The following is a 13,963-nucleotide window of genomic DNA, read 5'->3' on the forward strand; positions in this document are numbered from 1 at the left end:
TCAGTGTGCAGGTGAAGTCAGTCGTGTGAGTTCAGGCGAAGATGCCACGGCGGGCTGCCTCGGTAGAGCTGGCAATGGCTTCGTGGTAGGTCTTCCCGCGGCTGAGTCCCATCACCCGACCGAACCAGCGATGGCGGGCCAGCCCGGTGACGATGAGATCGCCCAGGCGCGAGGACACCGCCTCGGTGAGAAGCAGCACTGTGACGATCCTGGGTATTACTAAGCGGCGCTTGCCGCGGCGAACGGCCGTGACCACCGCGCGAGCGACGTCATCAGCCGACAGCGGGGTCAGATAGCGGAACGCCGGCGGCATATCGGTTTCGTCGACCTTCTCCAACAGCGCGGTGGCGGTAAGCGCCGGATAGATCACCGACACCTTGACGTTGGTGCCGGCCAACTCCTGACGTAGTGCATCGGAGAATCCCGACATCGCGTGCATGACCAGTCCGTACGCGCCAAACCGGGCGATGGCCTTCCGCCCCATCACCGAGGACATGTTGACCACTGTGCCCGAGCCTTGACGACGCATGATGGGGAGCACCTCCTGGGTGAGTCTGATCGCACCGAACAGGCTGGCCTGCAGGATGTCTCGGGCGTCATCGGCGAACGTCGGCGATTCGACGGCGCCGACCTTGGCGATGCCGGCGTTGTTGACCAGTACGTCGATCCTGCCGAATCGCTCCAGGGTGGCGGTGACCAACGTGCTCACCGCATCCGGGGATGTCACGTCGGTCGGCACTGGCAGCGCCACCCCGCCGGACTGGCGTATTCGTTGTGCAACCTCCTCGAGGAGTCCGGCCGACCGCGCAACCAGGACTACCGAGGCCCCTTCCCTGGCGAAGGCCAGGGCCATAGCTCTGCCGATTCCTTGGGACGCGCCGCTGATGACGACGACCTTGTCCGCGAAATGACGCTTCATGCGATTCTCCTTTGGTGTAGATACAACATTGGGACGAAAGCGGGTGGCGTGCCTGGTGGCGCGAAAGTCAGCCCGTCGGCAGGTCGCCGACCGTGTTGGCGAGGGCTCTCACCGCGCGTACGCCTTGAGCTCCAAGGAGTTCGGTGGCCTGTTCTTGAGCTCGGCGCCAGTCGGGTAGCGCGGCCTGGATCTTCTTGCGACCCGAGGGCGTCAATTCGATTTCCCGGATGCCCTTCGCGTCCGACGACACGGCTTGTACCCAGCCGTGCTTGAGCATGGGGCTCAAGTTGCGGCTGACCGTCGATCTGTCCAGCAGCAGAAGCTCGCCCAATCGGGCCGGCGGGCATGGGCCTACCTTGCCGAGGGCTGCCAGCAAGTTGAGTTGGGCGATGCTCAGGCCATGGATGTCCAGGGCGTGTTCATAGAGGCCGGTCGTGGCCCGGCCAATGAGTCTGATGCGAAACGCTATGCAGTCGTCGACGATTTCGTCGACGGGTGAAACACCCATGTCGACTATTGTTGCATATACACCAACGGCGCGCCAGGCGCGACTGTCCGTTATTGCGAAGGCGCGGATGTTGCGAGGCTTAGCGCGGTTGCGTGAGCGACGTGGTGGGTTCGGTTGCGCGCTGGATCAGCGCTATCGCCAACTCCTTGGCGTCTTCAAATGGTCGTAAATCGTTGAGAGAGGTGGCTAGTGCGCGGGCGCCCTCGAACAGCACGGCGAGTTGCCGTCCCAGGGTTTCGGGCTGGGACGCGCCCGCTTCGGCCGCTGTTTCGACCAGGCGCGCGATAAATTCCCGCTTGTGCCGCTCGACCGCAGCGGATGCCTCGGGCAGCGTCCCGGCCGATTCGACGGCGGCGTTGTGCAGCGGGCAGCCGCGGACGACTCTCGCCGAAGCTGAGCCCGCTGGGTGTTCGCTGAACAGACGTAGGAGACGCTCCCGTGCGCTGAGGTCGCGGCGCTCCAGCACCGTCTCGCCGAGGATCGCCGAGTCGGCCCCGATGCGCTCCAGGTATGCGCTGATGAGGGCCTCTTTACTGGGAAAGTGCTGGTACAGGGTTCGGGTCGACACGTGTGCCGCATCGGCCAGCTTCGCGATGCCGGTGACGTGAATGCCGTCGTTCGGGAACAACTCGACCGCGGCGCGCAGTATGCGCTCGCGCGCCCCGCGTCCACCGCGCGTGGTGGCACCGTCTGTCGCCTTCTTGGTCGCCATGGCCCAAGTATAGCGATCGCTTTACTTATGCCCAGGCCGCTGCTACCTTGAAGTAAATCGATCACTGTACTTTGCGATCGTCCGGTCGGGATAAGGAGAACGTCCAATGCACACCAACGGTTTTGACGAGGTTCGCCATGAGGTCGTGCGGTGGTCGATCGACACCGGCTCGCCGTTCGACGATTTTCAAGCGCGCTACGAGGCGGCAGTGCCGGCGCTGGATCTTGAGCGGATGGCGCACTTTCGCGCGGGGCACTCGAGCTGGGATGCGGTGCTGGCTGACGTCGTTGACAGCGCGCCGCACGGATTCTTGCGGTTTTGGAGCACTGATGTCGGGGGACTGATGCGCATCGCGGGTCACCACGGCGCGTGTGCGACTTACCTGATGGGAAACCACACGATCGCCGAACGTATGTATCGACACGACCCGACGGTGATGCTCTATGCGCCTCTGCGCACGACGATCCATGAGGACCGGTACGGCAGTACGCGATTCTCCATCGATCGGCCCAGCAGCCGCTTCGCCAGTTTCGGCGACCCGGACATCGCCGCCGTCGGGTTGGAACTGGACCAAAAGGTTGTCAATCTCCTTCGGGTGCTCGATGTTCCGGTGCCCGCCACAGCTACTGCAGGCCTTTTTCAGGATTAGCGAGACACTCATGTCAGACGAAGAACTGGCCGAACTCGGCATCGCGGCGGCGGCCGCTGCGATCCGAAACGGAGACATGACGTCGGAGTCCTACGCTTGCGCGCTTCTGCGGCGGGCTCGTACAAACGCAAAACTGAACTCGTTCATCACGATCGACGAATCCGCCGTGCTGGCCGCGGCCGGTGCCGCGGACAAGGCGCGCGCGGCCGGTTGCGCTGCACCGCTTCTCGGCGTCCCACTCGGGGTCAAGGACAGCTACGCGACGCATGGTCTGCGCACGACGCTGGGTGTCGAGACCCTGGGCGACTTCGAGCCGGAGCAGGATGCCGCTGTCGTCAGCGCGGTCAAAGGCGCCGGCGGGATCGTCTTCGGTAAGAACAACCTCGTTGAAATGTCGTTCGGACTCACGGGCAGCAACCGGCGATACGGACAGGTGGGGAACCCCTACGGTCGCAACCGCGTGCCGGGCGGATCGTCGAGTGGTTCGGCAGCGGCGGTCTCGGCCCGGATCGTGCCCGCGGCGCTGGGCGGCGACACGGTCGGTTCGATCAGGGTGCCGGCGTCGCTCTGCGGTGTGGTGGGGTTCAAGCCGACCACGGGCCGCTGGCCCACCGGTGGGGTAGCGCCCATCGCTCCCACGCTCGACGCGACGGGCGTGCTGGCGCGCACCGTCGAAGACTGTGCGCTGATGGATCGAATCGTCACCAAGAACACAGACTCTCCGCCTTCAGAACGGTCCGATCTGCAGGGGACCCGGCTCGCCTATGCGCCCAAGCAGTACCTCGCGCTGGTCGACCCGGAAACCGAAGCCCGTTTCGAGGACGCGGTCGAACAGCTGCGGGACGCCGGCGCCGAGGTCGCCGAAGTCGATCTGGGCGACGATTTCTCCGTGATCGCGGACCGGATGACCTGGAACATCTTCTTCCGGGAGACGCGGGCTGCGTTGTCTGAGTTTCTGCGGGACAACGGATTTCCGCTGTCCTTCGAGGAGATCTATGACGGACTCAAGCCGGAACTGAAAGAAGTGTGGAGCCAGCGGGTCCTATCGACAGGTCCGGGGTATCTGACACAAGCAGACTACGACGCGGCGCTGTCGGTCGATCGCCCGGAGCTCCAGCGTCGGTTCGATGGATTGTTCGGCGGCAAGGGATTCGATGCACTCATCCTTCCCACGACGCCCTGCCCGGCCCCGCCGATCGCACAGGCGACGGAGTTCGCGGTCGCAGGCAAAACGGTCAGCGACCTGTTTCTCGCGAAGAACACTGTTCCCGCCAGTGCAGCGGGCTTGCCGGGCATCAGCATTCCCGTCGCATTGACCCGAAACGGCCTCCCGATCGGCATCGAGTTCGACGGTGCGCCCGGCTACGACTCGGCCCTCCTCGACATCGCTCGCCGGGCGCAGGCCGTCTTCGGCACTCTTCCGGCGCCGGCGTGACAAGCGCCGCGTGGGTCGATGACATACGTACCGGACACAAGGCGAGAGGGAGGGGACGACTGCAGTCATGGCGTCAGTCGGAATGGCGAGATCCACGCGGCTCGGCATCCGCCAGTGCAGCCGCATACGCCGCGATGTCATCGCTGGTGGTCAGCCACACGTCCGGCGCCGTCGTCAGGAATTCCAAGGCCTGCTCGAAATATCGGTGACGGAATGCCTGCCCGATGACAAACGGATGCAGCGCCAGAGCTAAGACCCGTCCACCTGTTGCGGCATCTCGATGCAGTTGTTCGTACTGGTCGATCACCATTTGTACGAATTCAGCTCCGGTGAAACCTTTTCGGAAGACCAGCAGGTCGTTCAGCTCGACGGAGTAAGGCACGCTGAGCATGCCCGGCACGGTCAGCGGATAAGGCTGATCGTCGTTGGTCCAGTCCAACACGTACTGATAGCCGAGGTCTGCCAGCAACGCCGGGGTGTGATGCGTCTCGGTCAGCCCCGGCCCCATCCACCCGCGCGGCGCCCGGCCGGTAGCGGCGGCGATTGTGTGAGTGATCTCCTCCAGGAGGCGCCGTTCCTCGTCCAGCGGGTATCCCGTATGCAATGTCGAATTCGTTCGTCCGTGCGCAAGCCAGGCCCAGTCGCGCTCTTTGCCGGCGGCGACGATCTGCGGATAATGCTCGGCGACATCGGCATTGAGCAGCGCGGAGGCACGCACGCCGTACCGGTCCAGGGCATCGATGGTGCGCCAGATGCCAACCCGGGCGCCGTAGTCGCGCCAGCCGTGGTTGAGCGCATCCGGCTTCAGGTCGGCGGTGCCAGGCCAGATGCTGGTTGACGGTAAGTCGGGATGGAAGTACTCGATGTTGAGGCCGATGTACACCGCTACACGGCCGCCGTTCGGCCAGGCGAATGACGGGCGTTCGGTTATGGGGCTGTACGTGAAGGGCAGTGTCGTCATGTTGGCACGGTAGGAGCTGACACCAATGTCAGAGGCAACCCTCGACGGTATAAATGGCACCATGCGGATTGGTGAGTTGTCTCGGCGCACTGGGGTGAGCGAACGGTCGTTGCGCTATTACGAGCAGCAGGGGCTGCTGGCAGCCACGCGGACACCCAACGGACAGCGCCAGTACGCCGAGACGGCAGTGGACCGGGTGATACACATCCAGGAGTTGTTCGCTGCGGGCCTGCGCAGCAATACCATTGCCGGTCTGCTGCCGTGCATGCGCGACACTGACGGCGGACCCGCCCGTGAGTCCACTCCCAGGCTGGTGGCCGAATTGCGTGCCGAGCGGGACCGGTTGGACCGTGCCATGCGCGAATTGGCGGCTTCGCGCGACGTGCTGGACGAGGTGATCGCCGCGGCGTCGGGTGCCGCTGATGAGTCGATGGCCGAATCGAGAAGAGCGGGTGGTCGCATCGGCACGGTGCTTCCGCTGACAGATCCGTCAGGGACGGTCTGAATCATCTGATGCCGCGGGGTGCTTCACGGGTAACCCACCGCATTCAGTTCCGGCGGGCGATGTGGCGTTCTAGGTTCGTCGCAGTTCAAAGACGGGGATGACGCGCTCGGGCTTCGGGTACGTCGTGATTCGGGGACACAGTTCAACGACCTTCGCGAACAAGTCGTCGCGCTCCTCGCCGGTGATTTCCTCAGCCTCGACGTCGTAGGATTCCGTACCGAGCTCGATGTGCGCAGCGGGGTTGGCACGAAGGTTGTGCACCCACGCCGGATTCTGCGGAGCACCACCTCTCGTCGCTACGATGAGGATCCGGCCCTCGACGGTGAAGTATTCCAACGGGGTCACTCGTCGATGACCGGATTTCGCACCGGTCATCGTCAATAGGAGCACCCGAGAGTCCGCGAATGGACCGCCGACTCGTCCGCCTCTGGACCGAAACTCGTCTACGACTGCAGCGTTGAAGACGCGAAGGACCTCTGGATCCGCTTGCGCCTCGGCGTGTGTTGGGATCGGGGGAACGTTGGATGGTTCGTGGGCGGCGCTCTCCGTGTGGTCCTCATCACTCACGCGACACCCTAACAGCGCGATCCCGAGATCTATTCCTATCAGCACTTGGCCGAGAGCGCACCAGACTGTGGCTCGCGATTGCACGCTGTCGGTAACGAAAAGCCTTCGCATGCCGGTCGGTCGTGGACCCTCATCGGTTACTGAGTCATCGGTTAGCGGTGCGCGCTTCCCCGTCGTGCGGGACGCGTGGGGACTTGCCCCGGGAAATCTTCACCGTCAACCAGAGCGCGGAGATCAAGAAGTAGATCGCGCCCATCGCCGCATATCCGGCCAAAGTCTTGACCGACCCCACGACGGGAGTATGAGCCTGGGTGACGAATAGACCACCCACCAAAGCCGATTGAGCACCGCTGAGGATCATCGCCCACTGCGCGCCGGCCTTCCACCGTCGCACCGCGGTTGCGAGTTGCAACAACCCGGCAAGGGTAGCCCAGGCGCCGAAAACCGGCAGCACGGACGCCGTACCGGTGAACAACACATAGGCCGCCACAACGGTGACGATCAGACTCACTGCCACGTTGATCATCTGGCTGCGGTTCTGTACCAGTCCGCCACTGCGGGAGGCGTCCCAGAGGTTCGCCGCGGCATCCCAGAATGGATAGAGGACGAGCCACCCCGTGGCCAACGCCAGACTGTGTTGTGCCACCGTAAGCGCGACAACTACCCAAACGAGGGCGACGGCCGCACGCACGAAATAGTAAGTCTTCAGCCACTGCTCGCGATTGCTCTTCAACGCGCTTGAGTGATGGACGGACATGAGCGGTTCCTTTCGGTTGGTGTGTACGCACCGCGAAGCGGGTGCACGGCCCGAGGACGCGCGCACTGTCCGCAGACACCAGAGACGCTGCGGTGCAGACCAAATCGTGTCCACAGGAGTCTCTGGACCCGCTGCCGGGTCGTCGAGGAGGCGAGCGCACCGAAGGATCGAATCCCTCGGACTGCACCGAGTTCACTGGCTGAACGGGACCGGAATTCCGTTCAGCGTCCTGCTCGGGTACCGCGTCATGGTGCTTACGACTTCCCCCGCGCTGCAGCGGTTGAGGGTCGGGCAACCCGGAAGTCGAGCCGGTCGAGCAGGGGGGTGACGACGGTGGCGAACATCTTGGGATCGCCATAAGCGCGGGCCGACAACATCGCACCGTGCACGGTGGCTATGAACGCCTCGGCGTCGGCGCTAGGACTCTTCTCGATTCGGAACAGGTTCTGCTTGGCGCCACGTTCGAGAATCGAGGTGATCCACGTCGACAAGGCGCGAAAGTGCGCCGTCACCTCATCGGCGACTTCCCTTGGCAGGCAGGGAAGTTCGGCGGCCAACAGGGCGCAGACGCAAAACGGATTGGTAGCGTCCATGATGCAGGCCTGCCAGTAGTCGGCGTAGCTGCGAAGCATGCCGACCGGATCACCGACATGGCGTTCGATCTCGGCCAATCCGGCCAGAGCCTCCTGGCGGTAACCGCTCACAAGGGTACGGACCAGATCGGCCTTGGTGGGGAAGTGGTGGTGAATGCTGGCCTTACGTATGCCGACTTCACGTGCGATGTCGGCATAGCTGAAGCCGTTATACCCTCCGGTGACGATCAAAGTCTTTGCGCAACCCAGGATTTCGTCAGCGGTCGACATTAGGCTCCATCACGACTCACAGCCTACCTACTAGTAGGTAGGCAGTCAAGGCGAGGCGTCGCCAGCCAAGGTGACCCGGCGCATGAGGACCACCCGTCGTAATCGCCCACCGCACAATGCCGAGTGGCGCAGTTGCCCCATAGCAACTGGAAACCAATGGGATCCAACAGGTGGGTCGGGTCAAGTTCGCGGGGGCTTGGCTAACAGGCGAAAGCGACGGTAGGGAGACATTCAGTTGGTTCGAGGGTGTGGCGAGCGGCCTAACGGTGAGACAGCGCGCGGCGCACCACACCAAGGCTCGTGGCCATCTTTGGCCCGAGCATCGCCGCAAACACGATGATGGCAAGCAACGGCCGCAAATGGGGCCGGAGTCGCCGAATCCGCCCCGCCCCGTCAAGTTCAAAAACCAACGCATCAGTAAACCGGATGCCGGCGATTTTTCCCTCCCTCACCGCGACCCGCACCGAGCCATCGCCCAGTGTGTCGGTCCATTTCAGCTCGTGCAGGCTTCCGTATATCGCCGCCAACAAGACCCGCAGATCGTCTTGCCCTCGAAACACCATGCGGCCGGATAACGGCGACACCAGTTCGGCGTCGGGAGCTAAGGTCGCGACCATCCCGTCAACGTCACATGCCTCCGACGCACTGCAGAACGCCGCCACCGAGTCGGTCAGATCTCGTGAACCCATGAGTACCCTCCGGTGATTGCCAGCTCTCAGCCTAAACGACGGCCCATCTGGCCGTCTGCGGAGCGCATCACTGCTGCCCTTGGGCCAGCGAGGGAGTGGCTACAACGTTGGCGCGCCGCCAGTCCCAGCAGCTTGAAACCGGCAGTGGGAGCTGCCGCAATCAAGAGCTGAACTGAAACCACCACTTCCGCGGAGAAATCACTAACCCGAAGCCCAGTTGCTAACCGCCAATTCGGCTGAGATCAGTGCGCCACACCCAGAACCGTCAGGTTCAACGCGGTGGTAGATCGAGCGTCGGGCCCTGGATCGGCGTGAGGATCGGGTCGGGGACCGGAGCGCAGGTGTTACCCGCCGGAACGGTAGGAGTCGGCGAGCCGGCCGGGCACTCGATCGGCTGTGGTGGCGTGTAGGTGACGTCCGCATACGGCGTGCACCAGTCACCTTCGAAGTCCTTCTTGCGGCAGGCCTGAACCGCGTAGGTGAACGGCGAGTTCGGGTCGGCGTCGATGTTCCAGCTGGCGGGCTGCCCATCATTGACGCAGTGGAAGGGGTATTCGTCTTGGTGGCCCCTGATCATCACGTGCAGCGAGTCGACGACGTAATCCCCGTGCGCCCGAGGGCAGGCCCAAGGCAGCGCCAAGCAGTGCACGTGCGTGCCGTGATCCCATGGCATGCAGGCGATTTCGAGCCCGTTGCTCAGTGGAACAAGCGGAGTTGGATCTGTGTTAGCAGTGGGCCCCACGAGCATCGCCGCCACCCCGCACAGTGCGGTGGCTGCGGCAACGGCGGCGGGTCGTTTGACGACAGATGCGCCGATTTTGATGGTCTCAACGCCTGGAAGCCACTGTCAGATACAACAAGGCCGGCCATTAGGGTAGCGCGCTGCCGGATTGTTCGAGCTGTTCGCGGAGGATGTCGCCATGGCCGGCGTGACGCGCGAAGTCCTCGATCGCGAGCAAGTAGATGAATCGCAGATTGACCTCACCGATGTGTGGATGCGTCCTAGTCTCGTCCAGGTCGAATTCAGCGGCGATCGTGCGGGAACGACGGCTGACGGTCTCGAATTCGGTGATGACGTCGGCGAGGGTCTCGCTGTCGGCGACGGTGAAGCTGGCATCGCCTGCGGTGGTGCCACCGTCGCATTCGTCTAGGGATAGGCCGCCCAGCAGGTGGTGAAACCAGATCCGTTCGGCGACGGCGGCATGTTTGAGCAATCCGATCGGCGTAGTCACTGACGAAACGAGGCGGGCACGGGCGCCGTCTTCTGATAGGCCGCGCGCCGTGTTGATTAACTCGGTGCGGTTGCGGTCGAGCATGCTGTCGAGCAGTCGGCGCTCAGTGCCGGTAGCGGTTTGCGGTATCGACCATGTCGTCATTTTTTGTCCTCGATTCCCATTGTTGGCGTGGCGGAGAAGTGGAATGCTTTGTCGTGCTGATGCTTTCGTATTATCTGGTGAAGTGGCCCGACGTTTCGCGGTCGACGATCTCGTGGGGGAGACGGGTGAAGGGAGCACACCCGCCGGCCAGCGCACTGACGGTGTCGAGAATTCGGAAGGGATTGTGGTGAAGGCTCGGGATTCTGGTGACAGCCCAATCGGTCTTGATTCGGGGGAGAGAAAGATCACCGCGTCGAGCCCGTTCAGGCTATCAGGTCTGCCGCACGACTGGCACCAATCGAAAACCATCCCGAGGGACCGACTAGCAATCTTACTGCCTGACGTTCGGCTGTTTTGTGACCGAGTAGTTGGGCGATTGATGGCGAGGCATCAGCCTCGGAAGTGGGCATTATCCAATGCTGATCTACTCACATGCCATGCGAATAACCAATTTACTTCTGGTAACCCTGCATATTCGATTCGTGCATATTCCTCGCGACTGACGCTTGCTCACGGTTCCAGTCCTCACACGTTATGGGTGCCATCGCCAAGATCGCGTCGATGTATGTGACCAGCGCTGCTAACGAGTGAGTGTGGCGGGACGTCCGTTGCCACGACCGCACCCGCGGCAACGATCGATCCTGACCCGATTGTGACACCAGGAGCGATAGTTGCGTTGGCCCGATCCACACATTCGTCCCAATATTGATCGGGGAGAGGGTGATGCCATCGAACCGCTCCCGCCGGGTCGACCGGATGGCCGGCGGTACAGAGCGTGACGCCTGGCCCGATCATTGTGCGGTCTCCGATTGTGATGCCGCCAAGGTCATAAAATGAACAATTCTGATTGACGAAAACGCGGTCGCCCAGACGCAGGTTTAGGCCGTAGTCGCCATAAAATGGCGGGTAGATTGTGGAGGTCTCAGGCAGTGGCTGCCCCAAGATTTTTTCAGCAGCGAGTTGCGGCCATCGACATCCGAGTGCCGCAGGACGTTCAGCTGCGACGTCAGGTCCATTACGAGCTGTACCCGCTCCACCATATGGCGCGATTCGTCGGTACCCCTGGGGATCAGCCGTGCCGAGTTCTTCTTCATGTCTCGATCCTGGCACCGGCCGCGGACGTCTCCCATGGCGACTCGCCTCACTGCCAAACCGCCATGTGACAACGACCGTCGGTGGTGGACGGAAAGCGCTACACGGCACCGAAAACGATGGGAGGACTGGCGGCCGTGGGCAATGTTGCCTAGGTCTTCGAGCCCCAATCCAATGGCTCGGGGGTGAAGGTGACGTCGACTCCGCCAACGGTCATCGTCACCTGACCTTCGATCACCATCACCTGCGCCGAGATCCGTCGATCGACAGTCTGGGCCAGTTGCCGCACTGGTGCATGCGGTATCTGCATCACCGACAGGTTCGGCAGCCCCGCCACTTTGGGGCCGACGGTGCGCCACCAGGTGGCCACGCCGGCCGCGAATGGGAAGAGTAGCACCTGGTCAGCCTGGCTGGCCGCCTTGCCCAATGCGCGTTCGTCGGGCTGGCCGACGTTGATCCACTCCAGGATCCGGCCGGTGTAGTCGGCGAGACGCAAGTCCGGTACACCAGGGGTGGACAGGCCTGCCCCGAACGCCAACTCCCCGTCGACGTCGCTGAGCCGGTGTGCGCGAAGCCCAAAAGACAACAACCGCACCACCATCCGCTCATCGGTCTCACTGGGATGACGGGCTACTGTCAGCGCGTGATCGGCGTAGTAACCGTGATCGACATCCGAGACGCCAAGTTCAACTTTGAATACTGTTGCAGAAAGGGCCACGTCATAGGGTCCATCCACGTGGTGCCCCCCGAACAGTCGGGTCGCATTGTGTTAGTCAGGCCGCCGAGACGGACGTCAGTTCGAGTCGCCACCGATTGGCCCGGGCACGCAACCATGTAGCAGCCATAGGCTAGCCGTGTCGAGGACGGCTCCACGCGGCACGGGGTTTGGGTGGTGGCCTTTGCGTCGAAGCGTCTTGGCGGCAGCGTGTCCCGTCGAACGGCGCGAATAACCTTGCCGCAGCTAATTCCGCGTCACGGTGGGGCCTTATGAGAATCGGACGTAGTTGCATCTCGTGCAATAACCAATCAACCCTGCATGTTCTATCCCATCGTATTCCTCCCGCGCGCGGAGGTCAGACCTATGCGAAAGCGATTGGGGCGCAGCATAATATGCCGCGTTTACTGATAGTCCTGAGTTGCGTCCCTGATGGTGGTGCAATGCAGGTCGCGTGATCGTTGCCCGGTGTGTCTTCGGGACGAGGGCGCGGTCACCGCGTGATCCTTCGAGTGAACCTGCCACAGCCCACTCGAGAGGAACCATCACGATGACCGCGCTCTCTTCAGTAATTCCCAGGACATTTACAGGGGGCGTTGCCCCGCGTTCGCGCAACCGCCCGCGGTTGGCAAGGTCGGAACATGTGATGTGTCAGTCCGGTCGCGCGAGGGCCGCTTGTTGGAGATCAAAATAGGCGTTTTCATAGTCGACCCATCGCTGCGGAAGCAAGGTGTCGACGATCTTCCTCAGCGGGACCATCAGTTGCCCACGTAAATCCTGGACCGCTGCAATCTCGGTGTAGTTCGACCGCAGCAGGGGATCTTCGCCCATGCGAACCAACCTGTTGAATTCGCTGATGTAGTCGCTGTACCAGGTGCCCTCAGGCTTATCGAGCACGGAGTCGGATCGTTTGAAGCTCTGGGCCGCCTCGATGTATGCGAGCAGCGGAACATCCAGGTTGGTGCCGGGCAAGTCCTTGTCGTCATCGAGCTTCTTAAGCCGTTTGGCGATGGTATCCAGGCTCAGGCGTGCGGTGATCTTGCGGCGTCGGATCAGCTCCAGCTGTTGCATGGTCTCGTTGAGACCCAGTCCTGACTGCAACGCAATGAGTGTCTCACCGAACCCGGTCTGATAGTCGGCGGCAATGTCTTTCATCAGCTCGTGCGTCGGGACGATATGGATCGCGAACCACTGCTGCCGCTGCGGTACCCCCATCTCGCCGCTCTTGGCGTGTTCGCGCAGTGACTGAATCGCTGTTAGCACCATTTCGCTGAGTTTCTCCTCCAGGCCAAGTCGCAACGAGGCGACTTGCTGCTGGATCTGTTCATTCGACAAGAGCAAGGCGAGCTGGCGCAGATCTTCGTTGGTCAATGAGGCGTCGCGGATGCTGGTGAGCCACGCCGCAACGAACGCAGCGGCGAAGATATCGGGGTCGATGCGGATCCCCAATTCGTCCGACAACGCGGTCAAAGAGGTCGTGGCCGCGTATCCAGGCAATCCTGTCACTTCGCCGGTAGCACGACTCACGCCCGAAGCCACTATGCGATAAAGGATCTCGGTTATCGTCGCGTCCGCCGATCCTGCGCTGACGTGCAAGTCGTCGGTCCAGAACATCTCCAGGACTTCGACGGCGCGCTTGTGTTGCGCCGGTGTGGCGGCCGAACCGAGGACCGTCGTAACGGCACCGTCTAGCGCGTCCGCGGTCGGCTTCTTCAACGCGCGCTCTAGTGGATCGCCGAGGACGAGCGCCGCCAATTTCTTGCGGACGGGCTCGGCTGCGGCGCCGACGAATTCCTTGATCACCCACAAGGCGAGAGTTTCACTCACGGGCGCTCCTCGGCAGGCTTGTCGGCGGACACACTTACCTAAACCCAGATCGGCATGCGGGTCAACCAAAATGACTCTCTGAGGATGTCCAGCTGCGGATGAACCGCCCCGGGTTTGATGCACACCTTCTTTCGAGGGAAGGTTGTCCGCATCATGCCGAAGAAGTACGACGACGAGTTCAAGGCCCGGGCGGTGCGGTTGGTCACCGACCACGCCGAGGAGTACGACCCCCGCACGGCCTGCATCACCGCGGTGGCCAAACGTTTGGGAGTGTCCTACGAATCGCTGCGCCGCTGGGTCAACCAGACCGAGGTCGACACCGGTCAGCGTGACGGAGTGCCCACCGATACCGCACGGGAGTTGCGCGAACTCAAACGCAAGAACCGCG

At 62.6% G+C, this 13,963-nt stretch carries 17 protein-coding genes; 4 read left to right on the plus strand and 13 right to left on the minus strand.

Annotated elements, in window-relative coordinates; genetic code table 11:
* Positions 1–31: 31 nt before the first annotated feature.
* From RMCB_RS07825 to RMCB_RS07835, 3 genes are all read right to left on the minus strand, one after another.
* The gene (locus RMCB_RS07825) at positions 32–919 is read right to left on the minus strand and encodes an SDR family NAD(P)-dependent oxidoreductase (protein ID WP_062828307.1); all 888 of its coding nucleotides are present in this window, start codon (positions 917–919) and stop codon (positions 32–34) included.
* 67 nt (positions 920–986) lie between these two features.
* Positions 987–1,427: a MarR family winged helix-turn-helix transcriptional regulator gene (locus RMCB_RS07830; RefSeq protein WP_062828308.1), complete on the minus strand. Its 441-nt coding sequence runs from the start codon at positions 1,425–1,427 to the stop codon at positions 987–989.
* Positions 1,428–1,506: 79 nt separating this feature from the next.
* Complete coding sequence (locus RMCB_RS07835) at positions 1,507–2,139, minus strand: TetR/AcrR family transcriptional regulator (protein ID WP_062828309.1); 633 nt, start codon at positions 2,137–2,139, stop codon at positions 1,507–1,509.
* A 106-nt stretch (positions 2,140–2,245) separates the two neighbouring features.
* On the opposite strand from RMCB_RS07835, the gene RMCB_RS07840 reads away from it, so the two are divergent.
* Positions 2,246–2,788 (plus strand): DUF302 domain-containing protein, encoded by a 543-nt coding sequence (locus tag RMCB_RS07840; protein ID WP_062828310.1) that lies wholly within the window; start codon positions 2,246–2,248, stop codon positions 2,786–2,788.
* A gap of 10 nt (positions 2,789–2,798) precedes the next feature.
* Positions 2,799–4,223 carry an amidase family protein gene (locus tag RMCB_RS07845; RefSeq protein WP_062828311.1) on the plus strand — a complete coding sequence of 475 codons (1,425 nt, stop codon included), beginning with the start codon at positions 2,799–2,801 and terminating at the stop codon, positions 4,221–4,223.
* Between the two features lie 73 nt (positions 4,224–4,296).
* On the opposite strand, the gene RMCB_RS07850 is transcribed toward RMCB_RS07845, so the two are convergent.
* A complete protein-coding gene (locus RMCB_RS07850) occupies positions 4,297–5,184 on the minus strand; it encodes a polysaccharide deacetylase family protein (RefSeq protein WP_062828312.1) in 888 nt (295 codons plus the stop codon).
* 61 nt (positions 5,185–5,245) lie between these two features.
* On the opposite strand from RMCB_RS07850, the gene RMCB_RS07855 reads away from it, so the two are divergent.
* Positions 5,246–5,689 (plus strand): MerR family transcriptional regulator, encoded by a 444-nt coding sequence (locus RMCB_RS07855; protein ID WP_084388398.1) that lies wholly within the window; start codon positions 5,246–5,248, stop codon positions 5,687–5,689.
* A gap of 69 nt (positions 5,690–5,758) precedes the next feature.
* Here the strand turns inward: RMCB_RS07855 and RMCB_RS07860 are convergent, their stop codons facing one another.
* From RMCB_RS07860 to RMCB_RS07900, 9 genes are all read right to left on the minus strand, one after another.
* Positions 5,759–6,199: a nitroreductase/quinone reductase family protein gene (locus RMCB_RS07860; protein ID WP_062828357.1), complete on the minus strand. Its 441-nt coding sequence runs from the start codon at positions 6,197–6,199 to the stop codon at positions 5,759–5,761.
* Between the two features lie 202 nt (positions 6,200–6,401).
* The gene (locus RMCB_RS07865) at positions 6,402–7,013 is read right to left on the minus strand and encodes a hypothetical protein (RefSeq protein WP_062828313.1); all 612 of its coding nucleotides are present in this window, start codon (positions 7,011–7,013) and stop codon (positions 6,402–6,404) included.
* Positions 7,014–7,267: 254 nt separating this feature from the next.
* The gene (locus tag RMCB_RS07870) at positions 7,268–7,876 is read right to left on the minus strand and encodes a TetR/AcrR family transcriptional regulator (protein ID WP_062828314.1); all 609 of its coding nucleotides are present in this window, start codon (positions 7,874–7,876) and stop codon (positions 7,268–7,270) included.
* Between the two features lie 260 nt (positions 7,877–8,136).
* Positions 8,137–8,565, minus strand: a complete 429-nt coding sequence (locus tag RMCB_RS07875) for a nuclear transport factor 2 family protein (RefSeq protein WP_072278429.1) — start codon at positions 8,563–8,565, stop codon at positions 8,137–8,139.
* A 271-nt stretch (positions 8,566–8,836) separates the two neighbouring features.
* A complete protein-coding gene (locus tag RMCB_RS07880; protein ID WP_131805500.1) occupies positions 8,837–9,238 on the minus strand; it encodes a hypothetical protein in 402 nt (133 codons plus the stop codon).
* A gap of 196 nt (positions 9,239–9,434) precedes the next feature.
* The gene (locus RMCB_RS07885) at positions 9,435–9,941 is read right to left on the minus strand and encodes a DinB family protein (protein WP_062828316.1); all 507 of its coding nucleotides are present in this window, start codon (positions 9,939–9,941) and stop codon (positions 9,435–9,437) included.
* Positions 9,942–10,819: 878 nt separating this feature from the next.
* Positions 10,820–11,035 carry a hypothetical protein gene (locus tag RMCB_RS36465; RefSeq protein ID WP_234792035.1) on the minus strand — a complete coding sequence of 72 codons (216 nt, stop codon included), beginning with the start codon at positions 11,033–11,035 and terminating at the stop codon, positions 10,820–10,822.
* Positions 11,036–11,184: 149 nt separating this feature from the next.
* On the minus strand, positions 11,185–11,751 hold the full coding sequence (locus RMCB_RS07895) for a YaeQ family protein (protein ID WP_062828359.1): 567 nt from the start codon (positions 11,749–11,751) through the stop codon (positions 11,185–11,187).
* A 648-nt stretch (positions 11,752–12,399) separates the two neighbouring features.
* Positions 12,400–13,575 (minus strand): hypothetical protein, encoded by a 1,176-nt coding sequence (locus tag RMCB_RS07900; RefSeq protein WP_131805501.1) that lies wholly within the window; start codon positions 13,573–13,575, stop codon positions 12,400–12,402.
* A 153-nt stretch (positions 13,576–13,728) separates the two neighbouring features.
* Between RMCB_RS07900 and RMCB_RS07905 the strand changes: the two genes are divergently transcribed.
* On the plus strand, positions 13,729–13,963 hold a 235-nt coding region (locus tag RMCB_RS07905; protein ID WP_062828319.1), incomplete at its 3' end, for a transposase.

Origin of the sequence: Mycolicibacterium brisbanense (genome assembly GCF_001570425.1) — a bacterium.
GTDB classification, from domain to species: Bacteria; Actinomycetota; Actinomycetes; order Mycobacteriales; family Mycobacteriaceae; genus Mycobacterium; species Mycobacterium brisbanense.